General features: G+C 71.3%; 15 protein-coding genes. 12 read left to right on the forward strand and 3 right to left on the reverse strand.

Translation table 11 applies throughout. The features are described 5' to 3' along the window. The first annotated feature begins 44 nt into the window (after positions 1-44). Positions 45-824: a hypothetical protein gene (locus tag FQY79_RS13425; RefSeq protein WP_146313415.1), complete on the forward strand. Its 780-nt coding sequence runs from the start codon at positions 45-47 to the stop codon at positions 822-824. 53 nt (positions 825-877) lie between these two features. Next, the gene (locus FQY79_RS13430; RefSeq protein WP_146313416.1) at positions 878-2182 is read left to right on the forward strand and encodes a peptidoglycan-binding protein; all 1305 of its coding nucleotides are present in this window, start codon (positions 878-880) and stop codon (positions 2180-2182) included. A gap of 79 nt (positions 2183-2261) precedes the next feature. Here FQY79_RS13430 and FQY79_RS13435 read toward each other — a convergent pair whose 3' ends face one another. The 3 genes from FQY79_RS13435 to FQY79_RS13445 are packed head-to-tail and all read right to left on the reverse strand — an operon-like array spanning position 2262 to position 6528. Next, positions 2262-3470 carry an acetyl-CoA C-acyltransferase gene (locus FQY79_RS13435; protein ID WP_146313417.1) on the reverse strand — a complete coding sequence of 403 codons (1209 nt, stop codon included), beginning with the start codon at positions 3468-3470 and terminating at the stop codon, positions 2262-2264. Between the two features lie 26 nt (positions 3471-3496). Continuing rightward, complete coding sequence (locus FQY79_RS13440) at positions 3497-5869, reverse strand: 3-hydroxyacyl-CoA dehydrogenase/enoyl-CoA hydratase family protein (RefSeq protein WP_146313418.1); 2373 nt, start codon at positions 5867-5869, stop codon at positions 3497-3499. A gap of 38 nt (positions 5870-5907) precedes the next feature. Then, positions 5908-6528: a TetR/AcrR family transcriptional regulator gene (locus FQY79_RS13445; RefSeq protein ID WP_146313419.1), complete on the reverse strand. Its 621-nt coding sequence runs from the start codon at positions 6526-6528 to the stop codon at positions 5908-5910. A 194-nt stretch (positions 6529-6722) separates the two neighbouring features. Between FQY79_RS13445 and ndk the strand changes: the two genes are divergently transcribed. The 10 genes from ndk (at position 6723) to moeB (ending at position 16484) form a co-directional block, all read left to right on the forward strand. Beyond that, the gene (gene ndk, locus FQY79_RS13450; RefSeq protein ID WP_146313420.1) at positions 6723-7148 is read left to right on the forward strand and encodes a nucleoside-diphosphate kinase; all 426 of its coding nucleotides are present in this window, start codon (positions 6723-6725) and stop codon (positions 7146-7148) included. 39 nt (positions 7149-7187) lie between these two features. Next, positions 7188-8321 (forward strand): dual-specificity RNA methyltransferase RlmN, encoded by a 1134-nt coding sequence (gene rlmN / locus FQY79_RS13455; RefSeq protein ID WP_146313421.1) that lies wholly within the window; start codon positions 7188-7190, stop codon positions 8319-8321. Further along, positions 8308-9123: a type IV pilus biogenesis/stability protein PilW gene (pilW, locus tag FQY79_RS13460; protein WP_146313422.1), complete on the forward strand. Its 816-nt coding sequence runs from the start codon at positions 8308-8310 to the stop codon at positions 9121-9123. Before rlmN ends, pilW begins: the two co-directional genes overlap by 14 nt. Further along, positions 9120-9953 carry a RodZ domain-containing protein gene (locus FQY79_RS13465; RefSeq protein ID WP_146313423.1) on the forward strand — a complete coding sequence of 278 codons (834 nt, stop codon included), beginning with the start codon at positions 9120-9122 and terminating at the stop codon, positions 9951-9953. Before pilW ends, FQY79_RS13465 begins: the two co-directional genes overlap by 4 nt. Positions 9954-10061: 108 nt before the next feature. Beyond that, positions 10062-10694, forward strand: coding sequence for a YfgM family protein (locus tag FQY79_RS13470; protein ID WP_146313424.1), 633 nt, complete (start codon positions 10062-10064; stop codon positions 10692-10694). Beyond that, positions 10694-11920 (forward strand): outer membrane protein assembly factor BamB, encoded by a 1227-nt coding sequence (bamB, locus tag FQY79_RS13475; protein WP_425463210.1) that lies wholly within the window; start codon positions 10694-10696, stop codon positions 11918-11920. The genes FQY79_RS13470 and bamB overlap by 1 nt, the downstream gene beginning before the upstream one ends. Positions 11921-12076: 156 nt before the next feature. Continuing rightward, the gene (der, locus tag FQY79_RS13480; RefSeq protein ID WP_146313425.1) at positions 12077-13477 is read left to right on the forward strand and encodes a ribosome biogenesis GTPase Der; all 1401 of its coding nucleotides are present in this window, start codon (positions 12077-12079) and stop codon (positions 13475-13477) included. An 11-nt stretch (positions 13478-13488) separates the two neighbouring features. Then, complete coding sequence (mobA, locus tag FQY79_RS13485; protein WP_146313426.1) at positions 13489-14082, forward strand: molybdenum cofactor guanylyltransferase; 594 nt, start codon at positions 13489-13491, stop codon at positions 14080-14082. Further along, on the forward strand, positions 14079-15305 hold the full coding sequence (locus tag FQY79_RS13490; protein ID WP_146313427.1) for a molybdopterin molybdotransferase MoeA: 1227 nt from the start codon (positions 14079-14081) through the stop codon (positions 15303-15305). Before mobA ends, FQY79_RS13490 begins: the two co-directional genes overlap by 4 nt. Positions 15306-15353: 48 nt before the next feature. Beyond that, positions 15354-16484 carry a molybdopterin-synthase adenylyltransferase MoeB gene (moeB, locus tag FQY79_RS13495; protein WP_146313428.1) on the forward strand — a complete coding sequence of 377 codons (1131 nt, stop codon included), beginning with the start codon at positions 15354-15356 and terminating at the stop codon, positions 16482-16484. Positions 16485-16582: the final 98 nt, after the last annotated feature.

Below are 16582 nucleotides of genomic sequence, written 5' to 3' on the forward strand. Positions count from 1 at the left end.
GGGGACGGATCCCCGTGGCGATGCGTCGACAGGGATGGTGACGGATGAAGCAGGCCAGGACAGGCAGACCTGATTCCAGGGTGGTCAGGACGGTGGCGGCAGGCACGGCCGCCCGGGCCCTCTGGGCCACCGCCGCGCTGATGGCGGGCGTGGCGTGCAGCGGCAGGACGCTGCCGTCACCGTCGTCGGCGACCGGCTCCGGCGGGCGGCAGGTCCCGCAGGTGGTTTCAGCTTCCCCGGCGCAGTCCGAGGCACGCTCTGGCGATGCCATGCCGCCCATGATGCCCGGACGGATCCGGCTGCCCGTGGAGGTCGAGCCGGCCTGTCCCTCGGAGGACTTCGAGGAGTTCATCCGCGCATTCTTCAACAGCGGCGACCTCCAGGTCCGGTTCACCGCCCGGCCCTACGAGGTCAAGGGCCCGTACTACGAGCAGCACAATACAGACCCCGGTGATCCGGCCAATCCACAGTGGGAGGTCGTCGAGCGCAGCGCGCCTTCGCATGACCGCTATCGCTACGACACCGAACGGGAGGCCTTCGTCTCGGACAATGCGCGGCTCCGGGCGGGTGAGAAGTGGAACGGCTTCGATGCGAACGGCGACCATGTGCTTCGGCCTGTCACCGATCTCAAGGTCCGGAAGGTGTCGACGGGGGAGTACGCCGTCGACACGCCCGGCCGCATCACCACTTTCACCTGGCGAGGCGACTGCTGGTACCTGACGCAGGACTGGACCCTGGACCCGTTCGAGGGGTGCCGATGGCCCGACGAGTGCCGGCGCCTGCTCGAATACGAAGGGCAGTACTACAGGGACGATGAGGACTGAACGCAGGTCCGGGTGCAGCGCCCGACAGGCGAAGAACCGGCCAGGGAGGGGCCATGACCATGCAGAACGCCACGCCGCCCGGGCCGGCGGCCTACCGCATCCAGCAACTGGGACCACCGCGCGACCGAGACGGTTCGCCGGTCCGGGTCCATGGGCAGGGTACGCAGCTGAACGAGCCGGTGACCGGGTTCGACAGCCTCGTGCTGCATCATCCGGGGGACAGCCGGGGCGTGCGGATGGTGGACGGGTCGATCATCGGCGGCGAGCGTGGACGCGTGTTCGCCTATGTCGGCGGTCGGATCGAGGAGATCGAGTTCCCACGGCCGGTCGCGGGCCGGTTCCGCGATTACGGGCTCGCGACGGACCAGGTACTGATCAAGAAGGATTTCATCCTGTCCAGTTCCGCGCTTGACGCCATGAGTCGTGAGGGCCGATCCGTCGAGGTCCCCAGCCCGGTTGCCGGCGTCGTGGGCGCGCGGCGCGATCGCGAGGGACTGGTGGACATCCTCGATCGGCGGGGCGGGGAGGTCATCGCCCGCATCCGCCACATGAGCGATATCGAAGTCGATGTCGGGGACGCGGTGGAATACGGACAGACGCTCGGCATCCAGAGTGACGTGGACACGCGCCGGATCCACGTGCACATGGAAATGGATTCGCGCTACTACCTGCAGTTCCGCAACTATGTCGACGACCTGGCCAGCGGCCGGCTGCCCGTGGACGCCGTCCACCGCACGAACGTCCAGCCACGCCCCGTGCCCGCTGACGGTACCTTCCGGCTGGGAGCGTCCGATCCGCGGATCCGCGACCTGCAGCGCGTCATGGGCGGGGAAGGGTATCGCGCGGCTGATGGCGGACCGCTGGATCGCGATGGCGTCTACCGGATCGGGATGCAGGGCGCGCTGCTGGATTTCCAGCGCGACCACGGGATCCGGCAGACCGGAGACATCGACCCGCCCACGCTGCGGTTCGCTCCCGCGACGCGGCCGCGCGAAGTGGACCGGTTGGACTACGTCGCGCCCGGGCGCACGCCGCAGGTCCACCCGTCGCAGCAGCAGGCGCCTAGCCATCCCGATCACCCGGACCACCGACCAGGCCTGCCCGCGGAACCCGAGCCGGCGGTCAACCAGCGCAGGGCGCAGGCGCCCTGCTTCGGGTGTCCGCCCATCGACCGGCTCTCGGCCGCGCTGCGTTCGGGCGACGAGGCCGAGGTGTCACTGGCCTTTGCCGCGATCGGGACCTCGCCGGAGATGCTGGCGATGCTCGAACGCGGAAACAGGCTGCTTGCAGCCGCGCAGGAGGACTCCAGAAGCTCGCAGCAGATCCAGGCGCAGCCCGATGCGCCGGTACGCGGCTGACCGGACGACGCGCGTCAGGGACAAGCGCAAACGGCGCCCCGGGGGGCGCCGTTTTTCTGCGACAGGGGGGGCGGGAGGGTCAGAGCGCCTCGAAGATCCCCGCCGCGCCCATGCCGGTGCCGATGCACATCGTCACCATGCCGTACTTGTGCTTCCTGCGGCGCATGCCGTGGACGATGGTCGCGGTGCGGATCGCGCCGGTCGCGCCCAGCGGATGGCCGAGCGCGATCGCGCCGCCGAGCGGGTTGACCTTGTCCGGGTCCAGCTCCGAATCGCGGATCACGGCCAGCGCCTGGGCGGCGAAGGCCTCGTTGAGCTCGATCCAGTCCAGCTGGTCCCTGGTCAAACCGGCCTGCCTGAGCGCCTTCGGGATCGCGGCGATCGGGCCGATGCCCATCACCTCCGGGCGCACGCCGGCGACCGAGAAGCTGACGAAGCGGGCCAGCGGCGTCAGGCCGTAGTCCTTGATCGCCTGCTCGGAAGCCAGCAGCACCGCACCGGCGCCGTCGCTCATCTGCGAGGAGTTGCCGGCGGTGACGGTGCCGCCGAACTGGCCGTTGCGGAACACGGTGCGCAGCTTCGCCAGGCCTTCGGCCGAGGTGTCGGCGCGCGGGCCCTCGTCCTGTTCGACCCGCAGCTTCTTCAGCCGCACGGTATTGCCGGCGAGGTCGGGCACGCGCGAGACCACCTCGTAGGGCGTGATCTCCTGGGCGAACTCGCCGGCGGCCTGGGCCGCGAGCGCCTTCCTGTGCGAGGCGAGGGCGAAGGCGTCCTGGTCTTCGCGCGAGACCTTCCACTCCTCGGCCACCTTCTCGGCGGTGATGCCCATGCCGTAGGCGATGGCGACGTTCTCGTCGCGCGCGAACACCTGCGGGCTGAGCGCGACCTTGTTGCCCATCATCGGCACCATCGACATCGACTCGGTGCCGCCGGCCAGCATCAGGTCGGCGTTGCCGAGCCGGATCTGGTCGGCCGCCAGCGCCACGGCCTGCAGGCCGGAGGAGCAGAAGCGGTTGATGGTCTGCGCGGCGATGGTGTTCGGCAGGCCGGCCAGCAGCACGCCGATGCGGGCCACGTTCATGCCCTGTTCGCCCTCGGGCATCGCGCAGCCGATGATGGCGTCGTCGATGCGGCTGGTATCGATGCCCGGCGCCTGCGCGACCACGGCCTTGAGCACGTGGGCGAGCATCTCGTCGGGACGGGTGTTGCGGAAGACGCCCTTCGGAGCCTTGCCGACCGGGGTACGGGTGGCGGCGACGATGTAGGCGTCCTGGATCTGCTTGCTCATGGTCTGGTGTCCTGTGTCGTCGTCGGTCAGTTGCGCAGCGGCTTGCCGGTCTTGAGCATGTGGGCGATGCGGGCCTGGGTCTTGTCCTGCTGGGCCAGCTCGACGAAGTGCTTGCGCTCCAGACGCAGCAGCCAGTCCTCGTCCACCACCGCGCCGCGGTCGACCTCGCCGCCGCACAGCACGGTGGCGATGCGGGTGGCGATCTCGTCGTCGTATTCGCTGATGAAGCGGCCCTTGAGCATGTTCACCAGCAGCATGCGGAAGGTGGCGATACCGACGTCGCCGGCGACCCGGATGCGGCGCGCGGGCAGGGGCGGGCGGTAGCCGCTTCCGGCCAGCGCGAGCGCTTCCTGGCGGGCGATATGCAGCAGCTCCCAGGCGTTGAACACGACCTTGTCGGCCGGGCGCATCAGGCCCAGTTCCCGGGCCTCCACCGCCGAGGTCGAGACCTTGGCCATGGCCACCGTCTCGAAGGTCTTCTTCAGCTCGGCGAACACGTCGCCGCCCGGGCCCGCGGCCTGCGAGGCGCGCACCGCGATTTCCTTCAGCCCGCCGCCGGCCGGCAGCAGGCCCACGCCGGCCTCGACCAGGCCGATGTAGCTTTCCAGGTGGGCGACGGTGCGGGCGCTGTGCATCTGGAACTCGCAGCCGCCGCCGAGCGCCAGGCCGCGCACCGCGGCCACCACCGGCACCAGCGCGTACTTGATGCGCTGGCTGGTGGCCTGGAAGTTGGCGACCATCGCCTCGAAGGCGTCGACCTTGCCGGCCTGGAGCAGGCCCAGCGCACCGGCCAGGTCGGCGCCGGCCGAGAACGGCTCCTTCGGCTGCCAGAGCACCAGGCCCGCGAACTTCTTCTCGGCGATGCCGATCGCTTCCTGCAGTCCGTCGAGGACCTGGTCGGAGACGGTGTGCATCTTGGTCTTGAAGCTGACCACGCCCACGTCGTCGCCGTCGGTCCACAGGCGCACGCCGTCGTTCTCGAACACCGTCTCGCCGAGCGGGAACGACTCGCCCAGCAGGGGGTCGGGGAAGCGCTGGCGGCGGTAGACCGGCAGCGCCGAGCGCGGCAGCTTGGCATCCTGGCCGGGGCTGTAGCTGCCCTCGGCGGCATGCACGCCCGAGCGGCCGTCGAACACCCAGTCGGGCAGCGGCGCGTCGCTCATGGCCTTGCCGGCCACGATGTCGTCGGCGATCCACTGCGCCACCTGTTTCCAGCCGGCCGCCTGCCAGGTCTCGAACGGACCCAGCGACCAGCCGTAGCCCCAGCGGATGGCCAGGTCGACGTCGCGCGCGGTCTCGGCGATGTCGGCCAGGTGGTAGGCGCTGTAGTGGAACAGGTCGCGGAACACCGCCCACAGGAACTGCGCCTGCGGATGCTGGCTCTCGCGCAGCCGGCGGAATTTCTCGGCCGGATCCTTCGTCTTGAGGATCTCGACCACTTCGTCGGCGGCCTTGCGGTCGGCCGGGCGGTAGTCCTGCTTCTCCAGGTCCAGGACCAGGATGTCCTTGCCGGCCTTGCGGAACACGCCGGCCCCGGCCTTCTGCCCCAGCGCGCCCTTGGCGATCAGCGCCTCGAGCCAGGCCGGCGCCCTGAAGTACTTGTGCCAGGGGTCGTCGGGCAGGGTGTCGGCCATCGTCTTGATGACATGGGCCATGGTGTCCAGGCCGACCACGTCGGAGGTGCGGTAGGTCGCCGACTTCGGGCGGCCGATCAGCGGGCCGGTCAGGGCGTCCACCTCATCGAAGCCCAGACCGGATTCACCGGTGTGGTGCGCGGTGGCCAGGATCGAGAACACGCCGATCCGGTTGCCGATGAAGTTCGGCGTGTCCTTGGCGTAGACCACACCCTTGCCCAGGCTGGTGGTCAGGAAGGTCTCCAGGCCTTCGAGCACGGCCGGGTCGGTCGCCTTGGCCGGGATCAGCTCGGCCAGATGCATGTAGCGCGGCGGATTGAAGAAGTGCACGCCGCAGAACCGCGGGCGCAGCTCCTCCGGAAGAACCTCCGACAACTTGTTGATTCCCAGGCCCGAGGTGTTGCTGGCCAGCACCGCGTGCGGGGCGATGAACGGGGCCACCTTGCGGTACAGGTCCTGCTTCCAGTCCATCCGCTCGGCGATCGCTTCGATCACCAGATCGCAGCCCTTGAGCAGCTCCAGCCCGGTCTCGTAGTTGGCCGGAGTGATGGCCTCGGCCAGCGACCTGCTGGCCAGCGGGGCAGGGCTGAGCTTGGCGAGGTTGGCGATGGCCTTGAGCACGATGCCGTTCGGGTCGCCCTCCTTGGCCGGGAGGTCGAACAGCACGGTGTCGACGCCGGCGTTGGTCAGGTGCGCGGCGATCTGCGCGCCCATGACGCCAGCGCCCAGCACTGCGGCACGACGTACAAGCAGTTTCTCAGACATGTCTTGCATCCATTTGTTTTACAAGAGGGAGCAGCAGTTCAAGCTTGGAATCCGGCGGCGGCGAAGCGGATCAGCTCGGCGGCTGCCCGGCGCCGGTGCGCCGCCTCGTCCACGCCCGCGGGCCGCTTGATGAGCCCGAAGTCGGCCATGGCGTAGGTCAGGGCGCCGCCGAGGAAGTCCAGTCGCCAGTACAGCGTTTCCTTGTCCAGGCGCGGCAGGCACGCGGCCAGGGCGCGGGCGAACTCCCGCTGGACGTGCCCGTAGCGCTCGGACAGGAAACCGCGCAGATTCTCGTTGTGTTCGGCGTAAGCCCGCGCGATGACGCGGATGAAGGAATGCCCCTGGCGGTCGAGGGCCAGGTCCAGGGCGGGTTCGACGAAGGCGGCCAGGATCGGCTCCAGCTCCCCCGGGCGGGCCTCGAGCGCGGCGCGCAGCCGGTCCAGGCGCTGGCGGCTCATGACGTCCATCCGCCGGCGGAACACCTCGTGGACCAGGTTGTCCTTGCTGCCGAAGTGGTAGTTGACCGCGGCGATATTGACGTCGGCCAGTGCCGTGACCTGGCGCAGGGAGGTGCCCGAGAAGCCGTGCTGGGCGAACAGCTCCTCGGCCGCGCCCAGGATCCGGTCCTTGGTGGAGAACTGCCGCCCTGCGATCACCATCCGCCGCCACTCAATCAAACGCTTGTTTGATCGTAGTCCGGGGCTGCGCCGGATGCAAATCCGGCCCTCTTCGTTGCCGCACAATCCGGTAGAATTACCGCAGCCTTGTTGGCTAAACCCGCGTCCACACGCGGGTTTTTCCCATGCTAATCTGGCCCCTTCCCCGCGGAGTGGCCCCTGCCCGGAGATCTTCCATGGCGCTGGAGCGCACCCTTTCGATCATCAAGCCCGATGCCGTCGCCAAGAACGTCATCGGCGAAATCTACAGCCGCTTCGAGAAGGCCGGCCTCAAGGTCGTCGCCGCGAAGATGAAGCACCTCTCGCGCAAGGAAGCCGAAGGCTTCTACGCGGTGCATCGCGAGCGCCCGTTCTTCAACGCGCTGGTCGAGTTCATGACCAGCGGCCCGGTGATGATCCAGGTGCTCGAGGGCGAGAATGCGATCGCGAAGAACCGCGAGCTGATGGGCGCGACCAACCCGAAGGAAGCCGCGCCGGGCACGATCCGCGCCGACTTCGCCGACAGCATCGACGCCAACGCGGTGCACGGTTCGGACGCGCCGGAAACGGCGGCGGTGGAGATCGCGTACTTCTTCGCCAGTACCGAGATCTTTTCGCGCTGAGGGAAGTGGCGTAGCCTCGTGAGCGATGTCGATGCCAGCATGAAACAGAACCTGCTCGACCTCGACCGCGAGGGCCTGGAGCGCTTCTTCGCCGACGAACTCGGCGAGAAGCGCTTCCGCGCGCACCAGGTGATGAAGTGGATCCACCATCGCCACGTCACCGACTTCGAACAGATGACCGACCTGGGCAAGGCGCTGCGTGCCAAGCTGCACGAGCGCGCGCAGGTGCGCGTGCCGCAGGTCCAGTTCGAGAAGCCGTCGGCCGACGGCACCCACAAGTGGCTGCTGGCGATGGACGGCAGCAACGCGGTCGAAACGGTCTTCATTCCCGACAAGGGCCGGGGCACGCTGTGCGTGTCCTCGCAGGTGGGCTGCGGGCTCAACTGCACGTTCTGCTCCACCGCCACCCAGGGTTTCAACCGCAACCTTTCGACCGCCGAGATCATCGGCCAGGTCTGGGTGGCCGCGCGCCACCTGGGCAACGTGCCCCACAAGCAGCGCAAGCTGACCAACGTGGTGATGATGGGCATGGGCGAGCCGCTCATGAATTTCGACAACGTGGTCCGTGCGATGAGCGTGATGCGCGACGACCTGGGCTACGGCCTGGCCAACAAGCGCGTAACCCTGTCGACCTCCGGGCTGGTGCCGCAGATCGACCGCCTGGCCGAGGTGAGCGACGTGTCGCTGGCGGTGTCGCTGCACGCGCCCAACGACGAGCTGCGCACCCGGCTGGTGCCGCTCAACAGGAAGTACCCGATCGCCGAGCTGATGGAGGCCTGCGTGCGCTACGCCCAGCGCAAGCGCGGCGAGTCGGTCACGTTCGAATACACCCTGATGAAGGGCGTCAACGACCAGCCCGAGCACGCGCGCGAACTGATCCGGCTGATGCGCGACTTCGACAACCGGCTGCAGATGAAGGACGCGGCCAAGGTCAACCTGATCCCGTTCAACCCGTTCCCGGGCACCCGCTACGAGCGCCCGGACGATGCGGCGATCCGCCGGTTCCAGAAGCTGCTCAACGAGGCCGGCCGGATCGCGCCGGTGCGCCGCACCCGCGGCGACGACATCGACGCCGCCTGCGGCCAGCTCAAGGGCCAGGTGATGGACCGCACCCGGCGCCAGTCCGAGTTCCGCAAGCGTCTGCAGCAGGGAGGTGCCGGTGCGGTGGCGTGAGCGGCTCGTGCTGGCGTCGGCGCTGGTCCTGGCGCTGGGCGGGTGCTCGCGGCTGTCGTTCGTCAAGCCCGATGCCTCGCGCCGCGGCGTGGAGCGGGTCGCGCCCGACTACCAGTTCAAGGAGACCTCCGCGGGCAAGCGCCGCAGCGAAGCACGGCACCAGGTCTCGGTGGCGAACCGGCACCTGCAGGCCGGCGAGCTCGCGCAGGCCGAGCGGGCGGCGCAGGCCGCACTCAAGGCCGACGCGGGCCTGGCCGAGGCCCACACCATGATGGCCCTCGTCGCCGGCGCCCAGGGGCGCCCGGAAGTGGCGGGCAGGCACCATGCCGAGGCCGCGCGCCTGTCGCCCTCGGGGATGACGTTCAACAACTACGGTGCATGGCTGTGCGGCAATGGCCGCGCGGCCGAGTCGCTGCAGTGGTTCGACGACGCCGTGGCTGATCCGCGCTACGGCGACCGGGCGGGGGCATTGGCCAATGCGGGCGCCTGCGCCGCCCGTGCCGGACGGTTCGAGCGGGTGGAGCGCGACCTGCGCGCGGCGCTCGACATCGATCCGGTCAACGTGGTGGCACTAGGCGCGATGGCCCAGGAGAGCATGCGCCAGGGCCGCTATCTGGAGGCCCGCGCGTTTTCCGAACGTCGGCTTGCCGCCGGCCCCGCGACGCCGGCCGCTCTCGAATTGGCGTCACGAATCGAGGATAAACTCGGCGACAGCGCCGCTGCGCGGCGTTATGTTGAGCGGCTCAGGACCGAGTTTCCACAGGCACTGAACGCGAGTCCAGGGGGAAGCAGCACACCATGAAGTCTTCCGACCATATGGCCGGCCGTGCCGGCGACGGCGAGCGACTGCGCAAGGCGCGCGAGGCGGCGGGCCTCGACGTGGCCGAGGTGGCCAGGCGCCTGAAGATGCCCGTGCGGGTGGTGCAGTCGCTCGAGAACGAGGACTGGGAGGGGCTCGATGCCCCCGTCTTCGTGCGTGGGCAGCTGCGCAGCTATGCCCGCCTGCTCGGGCTGGAGATCGACGAGGCCCTGCCTGCGGCCTCGTCCGCGCTGCCGATCGAGCCGGCCCGGCTCGAGCCACGCATCTACACCCCTCCGCTGCGCCGCGCCGCGGACCGGCTGATGGGGCGGCTGGTGTACATCGTGATCACCGCGCTGATCGCGGTGCCGATCTGGATGATGGCGACCCGCTCGCACATGGACGCCCGCATCGACCTCGATTCGGCGCTGGTGCCACCGCCGGACAGGGCCGGTGGGTCCGAGCCGGCCGAGCAGAAGGGCGAGGCGGCGGAAGGTCCGCGGCCGCTGGTCGCGTCCATGACCGCGCTGCCGCAGCGGCAGTCCCAGGTGCGCCAGCCCGAGCCGCCGCCCGCGCTGTCGCTGCGGTTCTCCGAGGACAGCTGGGTGGAGGTGTTCGATCCGCAGGGCAGGGTGCTTGAACGCGGCCTGCTCAAGGCCGGGGACCGACGCGACTACGCGCGCGGGGAAGTGGGCCGGGTGGTGATCGGCAACGTCGACGCGGTCGAGGTCCGGCGCAACGGCAGCATTCAGGATCTGTCCGAGTTCCAGCGCGCGAACGTCGCGCGCTTTACGGTATCCTCTGACGGCTCCATCGCGCCGCACCGGCAGTAGCCCCGCGACCACCCGATGGAACGCGCGCCCGGCCCCGTGCCGGGCGTTTCCCGATCGCTGTGCTTGTCCCGCCACAGGCCGCGGACAGGACCCCACTGGCAGTAGACGATGGCGTTGGATGAACTGCTCGACGAGCACGAACAAGGCGAGAAGGTCCGTACCTGGCTGAAGGAGAACGCCCTCGGGCTGGTCGGAGGACTGGTCCTGGGGCTGGCGCTGATCGGTGGCGGCAAGTGGTGGACGCAGCGCCAGCACGAGGCGCGCGTGGCGCTGGGCGAGGCCTACGACCAGGTGGTGCGCGCGATCGAAGCCGGCGACCTGGAGCAGGCCTCCCGCGAGGCCGGCGACCTGGCCGGGACCGCCTACGCGCCGCTGCTGGCGCTGGCCCTGGCCAAGGGCCAGCTCGAGGCCGGCGACCGCGACGCGGCCATCGACACCCTGCGCGCCGCGTCCAGCGACGATCCGGGGCTGGCGGCGATCATCCGTCACCGCCTGGCGCGCCTGCTGGTGGATGCCGGCCAGGCCGAGGAGGCGCTTTCGCTGCTCGCCGGGGCCGACGACCCGGGGGCGCTCGAGACCCGTGGCGATGCCCATTTCGCGCTCGGGCGTGGCGAGCAGGCGCGCACCGAATACGAACAGGCGCTGCGCCGGCTCGACGTGGCCGCGCCGCAGCGCATGCTGCTCGAACTCAAACTGGGCCAGGTCGGCGGCACGCCGGACCCGGCGGGGACTGAATCCTGATGAAGCCGTCCATCCATCCGTCCGCGGCCGTGCCGCGCCAGTGGCGGCGCATCGCCGGCCGCATGGTCGTGGTGCTCGCCTGCGCCGCCGTGCTGGCCGGCTGCAGCACCATCCGCGGCTGGTTCGGCGGGGACGAGGAAAAGAAGGCCGCCAAGCGCGCCAGCGAGCCGGCCGAGCTGGTCGACTTCACGCCCAGCGCCAGCGTCACCCGGATCTGGTCGGCCAGCGTCGGCAAGGGCGAGGACCGGCTGGGCGTGCGCCAGGCGCCGGCGATCGCCGACGGCCGCGTGTACGCCGCGGCGGTCGACGGCGGCGTCCGTGCGCTGGACCTGCAGACCGGCGCGGTGCTCTGGCACTACCGCTCGGACCTGCGGCTGAGCGGCGGCCCCGGGGCGGGCGACGGGCTGGTGGTGGTCGGCGGGCTCAAGGGCGAGGTGGTGGCGCTCGACGCGGCCACCGGCGCCGAGCGCTGGCAGGCGCAGGTCCCCAACGAGGTGATCGCGCCGCCGGTGATCGGCCAGGGGCTGGTGTTCGTGCGTTCCAACGACGGCCGGGTGAGCGCCTTCGACGCCGAGGACGGGCAGCGGCGCTGGTTCTGGACCAAGGAGCTGCCGAGCCTGACCGTGCGCGGCAACGATGCACCGGTGCTGGGCCCGGGCCTGATGTTCGTGGGCAACGACGACGGCACCGTCGCCGCGGTGTCCCTGGCCGACGGCCGCGAACTGTGGGACCTGCCGGTCGCGCAGCCCGACGGTCGCACCGAACTCGACCGCATGGCCGACGTCGACGGCACTCCGGTGCTCGACGGCACCGTGCTCTACGCCAGCAGCTACAAGCAGTCCACCGTGGCCATCGATGCCCCCAGCGGGCGTCCGATCTGGGCCAGCGACCGCGGCGGTCCCGGCCGTCCGGGGCTGGCGATCGACAGGGTGTTGGTGTCCGACCGGAACGGTTCGGTCTGGGCCCTGGACCGCAGTTCCGGCGGCGCGGTATGGGAGCAGCCCGGCCTGGCGCGGCGCAACCTGAGCGGGGTCGCCGTGCACGGGGACTATGTGGTGGTGGGCGATTTCGAGGGCTACCTGCACTGGCTGCGCCTGGACAACGGCGAGTTCGCCGCCCGCCAGCGCGCGGGCCGCGCCGCGATCAAGGGTGCGCCGGTGGTGGCCGACGGCATCCTGGTGGTGCAGAACATCAAGGGCGACCTGACCGCCTGGCGGGTGCAGTAGGCCCGCAGTCGCCACCACGCCGGCGGGTGCCCGGTCGCCGCGGTTCCAGCCCGGCGGTCGGGCGCCTTCCCGGCGGGTGCGCGAACGTCCGCGTCGCTCCGCGGTCCGGCGCACGTGGCGCGTTACGCTAGTCCCATTCCGAATCGACCGAGCGCCATGCTTCCTTCCGTCGCCCTCGTCGGGCGCCCCAACGTCGGCAAGTCGACGCTGTTCAACGCCCTCACGCGCAGCCGCGACGCCCTCGTGCACGACGAGCCGGGGGTGACCCGCGACCGCCACTATGGCGTGTGCCGGCCGGACGGCCAGCGGGCGTTCGTGGTGGTGGATACCGGCGGGATCGCCGGCGAGGACCAGGGCCTGGCCGGCGCCACTGCCCGCCAGGCGCGTGCCGCCGCCGAGGAGGCCGACCTGGTGCTGTTCGTGGTCGATGGCCGCGAGGGCGTGTCCGCGCTGGACGAGGAGATCCTGGCCTGGCTGCGCAAGTCCGGCCGCCCGATGCTGCTGGTCGTGAACAAGACCGATGGCCTGGACAGCCGGGCCGCCCTGGCCGAGTTCGCCCGGTTCGGCGTCGCCGACGCCCACGCGGTGTCGGCTTCGCACCGGCAGGGCATCGGTTCCCTGCTCGAGGAGATCCAGGGCCGGCTGCCGGAGGAGGGCGCGGCCGAAGTCCTGGACGAGGATCCCGACCGCATCCGGGTGGCCTTCGTCGGCCGGCCCAACGTCGGCAAGTCCACCCTGGTCAACCGGATCCTCGGCGAGGAGCGGATGATCGCCTCCGACGTGCCCGGCACCACCCGCGACTCGATCGCGGTGGACCTGGAGCGCGACGGCCGCAAGTACCGCCTGATCGACACCGCCGGCCTGCGCCGCAAGTCGCGGGTCGAGGCAGCGGTGGAGAAGTTCTCGATCATCAAGACCCTGCAGGCGATCGAGGAATGCCAGGTGGCGGTGATCCTGCTCGACGCCAGCGAGGGCGTCACCGAGCAGGACGCCAGCGTGCTCGGCGCGGTGCTCGACGCCGGGCGCGCGCTCGTGATCGCGATCAACAAGTGGGACGGGCTGAGCAGCTACCAGCGCGAGCAGACCGAGGCGCTGCTCTCGCGCCGGCTGGCGTTCGTGCCCTGGGCCGAATCGGTGCGGATCAGCGCCCTGCACGGCTCGGGGTTGCGCGAGCTGTTCCGCGCCATCCATCGCGCCCATGCCTCGGCCACGCGCACCTTCAGCACCGCGGAAGTGACGCGCGCGCTCGAGATCGCCTACGAGTCCAGCCCGCCGCCGGCGGTGCGCGGTCACGCCCCCAAGCTGCGTTTCGCCCACCCGGGCGGCGCCAATCCGCCCACCTTCGTCGTCCACGGCAGCCGCTTGCGGACCTTGCCGGACAGCTACACGCGCTACCTGGAGAACTTCTTCCGCAAGCGCTTCAAGCTGGTCGGCACCCCGGTGCGGTTCGTGTTCAAGGAGGGCGAGAACCCCTACCGCGGCCGCAAGAACGTGCTCACCGAGCGCCAGCAGGCCCGGCGCAAGCGCCTGATCCGGCACGCCAGGCGCGGCCGCTGAGGCGGGGCGGCATGGCGGACGCGATCGCGCGTGGCGGGCTCGTCCTCGGGCTGCTGGCCGGCGGTCGGGCGCGGCGCCTGGGCGGGCTCGACAAGGCCTGGCTGCAGCGTGAAGGCCAGCCGCAGGTGCTGCGCCTGGCGCGCGCGCTCGCCGGGGACGTGGACCATGTCCTCGTCAGCGCCAACCGCGATCTTGCCCGCTACGCCGCCCACGGCCTGGCCGCGGTGCCCGACCGGGTGGCCGACGCCGGGCCGATCGGTGCGCTCGACGCGCTGGCGGCCGCCTGCCGCGCGCCCTGGCTGCTGACCCTGCCGGTGGACGTGGTGGAGGTCCCCGGCGGCCTGCTGCAGGCGCTGGCGAGCGGCCGCGCCGCCAATGGCGCGCGCCTGCACGACGGCCACGGCCCCCAGCCGCTGGTCGCGCTGTGGCGGACCGGGGCGCTGCGCGACGCGGTGGCCACCGCGCTGGCCGCGCGCGAACATGCGGTGCACGCGCTCCAGGCGCGGCTCGGGATGGCCGAGGTCCGGCTGGACGGCGTGCGCCTGGGCAACCTCAACACGCCCGGTGACCTGCGCGCCGCGGGCGTCCAGGTGGAGGAACCATGACCCGGGACAGCGCTTCGACTCCCATCGACTTTTCCCTGGCCCGCGGGATCATCGAACGCGTGGCGCGCGAGCGCCGGCTGCCGAACGAGACCCTGGCGCTTGCCCGCGCCCATGGCCGGGTGCTGGCGGGCGAGGTCCGGGCGCGGATCGCGGTGCCCGGCTTCGACAACTCGGCGATGGACGGATTCGCGTTGCGCCACGCCGACCTCGCCGCGGGCGACGGCTGGCTGGACCTGCGGGGCGAGCAGTTCGCCGGCGGCCCGGCCGCGCCGCCGCCGGGCCCTGGCGGGTGCGTGCGCATCACCACCGGCGCGCCGTTGCCCGAGGGCACCGACACGGTGCTGATCAAGGAGCAGGCCGAGGTGGTGGATGGCCGGGTGCGGGCGCTGGCCGATCCCGGGCCCGGACGCCACGTGCGCCGCCGCGGCGAGGACGTGGAGGAGGGCGCCTTGCTGGCTACCGCCGGGCAGCGGCTCACGCCGGCGCGGCTGGCGCTGCTGGCGGCCCAGGGCATCGAGGCGGTGGAGGTGGTGCGGCCGCCCACGGTGGCCGTGTTCTGCACCGGCGACGAACTGGTCGAGCCCGGCATGCCGCTGGGGCCGGGACAGATCTACAACTCCAACCGCGAACTGCTGATGGGACTGCTGCGTGCCGAAGGCCTGGAGCCGGTGGCCTGGCCGACGCTGCCGGACGATCCGGCCGTGGTCGAGTCGGCCTTGCGCCACGCCGGCGAGGCCTTCGACCTGGTGCTGACCTGCGGCGGCGTGTCGGCGGGGGAGAAGGACCCGCTGCCGGAACTGCTGCACCGGCGCGGCCGCGTGCATTTCTGGAAGGTGAGGATGCGCCCGGGCATGCCGGTGCTGCTGGCCGACGGCGGCACCCTCGGCCCGGCGCTGTTCCTGTGCCTGCCGGGCAACCCGGTATCGGTGCTGGCCACTTTCGTGGCGCTGGCGCGGCCGCTGCTCGACGGACTGCAGGGGCGGGGGCCGCGCGCGGCGTGGCGGGCGCGCCTGTCCGCTCCCTGGGACAAGCGCCACGAACGCCGCGAATTCCTGCGCGGACGCCTGTCGTGCGATGCCGAAGCTGCCCTGCGGGTCGAACCCGACCCGGCCGACGGTTCCCACCGGATGCGCGCGGCGGCCGATGCCGATGTATTGATCGTGCTGCCCGAGGGCGTGCGCAGCTATCCGGCCGGGAGCGTGGTCGAGGTGTTGCCGTGCTGACCCGGCCGGTGTTCACCCAGGCCGCGGGCGGGGCGCGATAATCGGCGCATGGCGAAGGAGATCAGCCCACGCGAAGCCAGCTACCGCCTAGCCCGCGGCGCGGTGCTGGTGGATGTGCGCGAGGACCACGAACGCGCGCTCGGGATGGCCGAGGGCGCGATCGGCGTGGCCCGCGCCGAGCTCGAGGCCGCGCCGCACAGCTACCTGCCGGGGCAGGACGCGGACATCGTGCTGATCTGCCAGAGCGGCGGCCGTTCGATGCTGGCGGCCGACCAGCTGCTCCGCCTGGGCTACCAGCGGGTGTGTTCGGTGCGCGGCGGTACCGCGATGTGGCAGGCCGAGGGCCTGCCGCTGACCCGGCCCGAGGCTGGCGTGGACGAGGATTTCCACGAACGCTACTCGCGCCACCTGCGGCTTCCGGAAATCGGCGCGCGCGGCCAGCGGCGACTGGAGGCCGCCAGCGTCGTCGTGGTCGGGGCCGGCGGGCTCGGCTCGCCTTCGACCTTCTACCTGGCCGCGGCCGGGGTGGGGCAGCTGCGGCTGGTCGACGACGACGTGGTCGACCGCAGCAACCTGCAGCGCCAGATCCTGCACGTGGACGCGGACACCGGCCTGCCCAAGGTCGAGTCGGCCCGGACCCGGCTGTCGGCGCTCAACCCGCGGGTGGCGATCGAGGCGGTGCGCGAGCGCCTGACCTCGGACAACGTCGAGCGCCTGCTGGCGGACGCGGACGTGGTGGTCGACGGCGGCGACAACTTCGCCGTGCGCTACCTGCTCAACGATGCCTGCGTGCAGCTGCGCAAGCCACTGGTGTACGGGGCGGTGCACCGTTTCGAGGGGCAGGTGGGCGTATTCGATGCGGGCCGCCAGCGCGGCGTAGCGCCGTGCTACCGCTGCCTGTTCCCGGAGCCGCCGCCGCCCGAGGCCGCGCCCAACTGCAGCGAGGCCGGCGTGCTCGGGGTACTGCCCGGGGTGGTCGGCATGCTCCAGGCCACCGAGGCCCTCAAGCTGCTGCTGCAGCTGGGCGAACCGCTGGCCGGTCGCCTGCTGCATTTCGACGCGCTGGCGATGCGGTTCCGCGAAACGCGGCTGCCGCCCGATCCCGGTTGCCCGGTGTGCGCCCCCGGCGTGGAGTTCCCGGGCTACATCGACTACGAGGCGTTCTGCGCAGGTCAGTAGGCCGGCCGCGCGCGGCCCGCGACGCCACCGCCGCGTCCGCGATGCCGCTGTGCACCGGGGCTGTGCTAGCGTCGCCGGGTGCCATCGGAAGGTGCGGC

This window comes from Luteimonas wenzhouensis (assembly GCF_007859305.1).
In the GTDB taxonomy this organism is placed as follows: Bacteria; Pseudomonadota; Gammaproteobacteria; order Xanthomonadales; family Xanthomonadaceae; genus Luteimonas; species Luteimonas wenzhouensis.

Excerpts from the sequence above, each read along its gene's own strand:
- FQY79_RS13425 (WP_146313415.1), top strand. The coding sequence starts at position 45 with ATGAAGCAGGCCAGGACAGGCAGACCTGATTCCAGGGTGGTCAGGACG.
- FQY79_RS13430 (WP_146313416.1), top strand. The coding sequence starts at position 878 with ATGACCATGCAGAACGCCACGCCGCCCGGGCCGGCGGCCTACCGCATC.
- FQY79_RS13435 (WP_146313417.1), bottom strand. The coding sequence starts at position 3,470 with ATGAGCAAGCAGATCCAGGACGCCTACATCGTCGCCGCCACCCGTACC.
- FQY79_RS13440 (WP_146313418.1), bottom strand. The coding sequence starts at position 5,869 with ATGTCTGAGAAACTGCTTGTACGTCGTGCCGCAGTGCTGGGCGCTGGC.
- FQY79_RS13445 (WP_146313419.1), bottom strand. The coding sequence starts at position 6,528 with ATGGTGATCGCAGGGCGGCAGTTCTCCACCAAGGACCGGATCCTGGGC.
- ndk (WP_146313420.1), top strand. The coding sequence starts at position 6,723 with ATGGCGCTGGAGCGCACCCTTTCGATCATCAAGCCCGATGCCGTCGCC.
- rlmN (WP_146313421.1), top strand. The coding sequence starts at position 7,188 with ATGAAACAGAACCTGCTCGACCTCGACCGCGAGGGCCTGGAGCGCTTC.
- FQY79_RS13465 (WP_146313423.1), top strand. The coding sequence starts at position 9,120 with ATGAAGTCTTCCGACCATATGGCCGGCCGTGCCGGCGACGGCGAGCGA.
- FQY79_RS13470 (WP_146313424.1), top strand. The coding sequence starts at position 10,062 with ATGGCGTTGGATGAACTGCTCGACGAGCACGAACAAGGCGAGAAGGTC.
- bamB (WP_425463210.1), top strand. The coding sequence starts at position 10,694 with ATGAAGCCGTCCATCCATCCGTCCGCGGCCGTGCCGCGCCAGTGGCGG.
- der (WP_146313425.1), top strand. The coding sequence starts at position 12,077 with ATGCTTCCTTCCGTCGCCCTCGTCGGGCGCCCCAACGTCGGCAAGTCG.
- mobA (WP_146313426.1), top strand. The coding sequence starts at position 13,489 with ATGGCGGACGCGATCGCGCGTGGCGGGCTCGTCCTCGGGCTGCTGGCC.
- FQY79_RS13490 (WP_146313427.1), top strand. The coding sequence starts at position 14,079 with ATGACCCGGGACAGCGCTTCGACTCCCATCGACTTTTCCCTGGCCCGC.
- moeB (WP_146313428.1), top strand. The coding sequence starts at position 15,354 with ATGGCGAAGGAGATCAGCCCACGCGAAGCCAGCTACCGCCTAGCCCGC.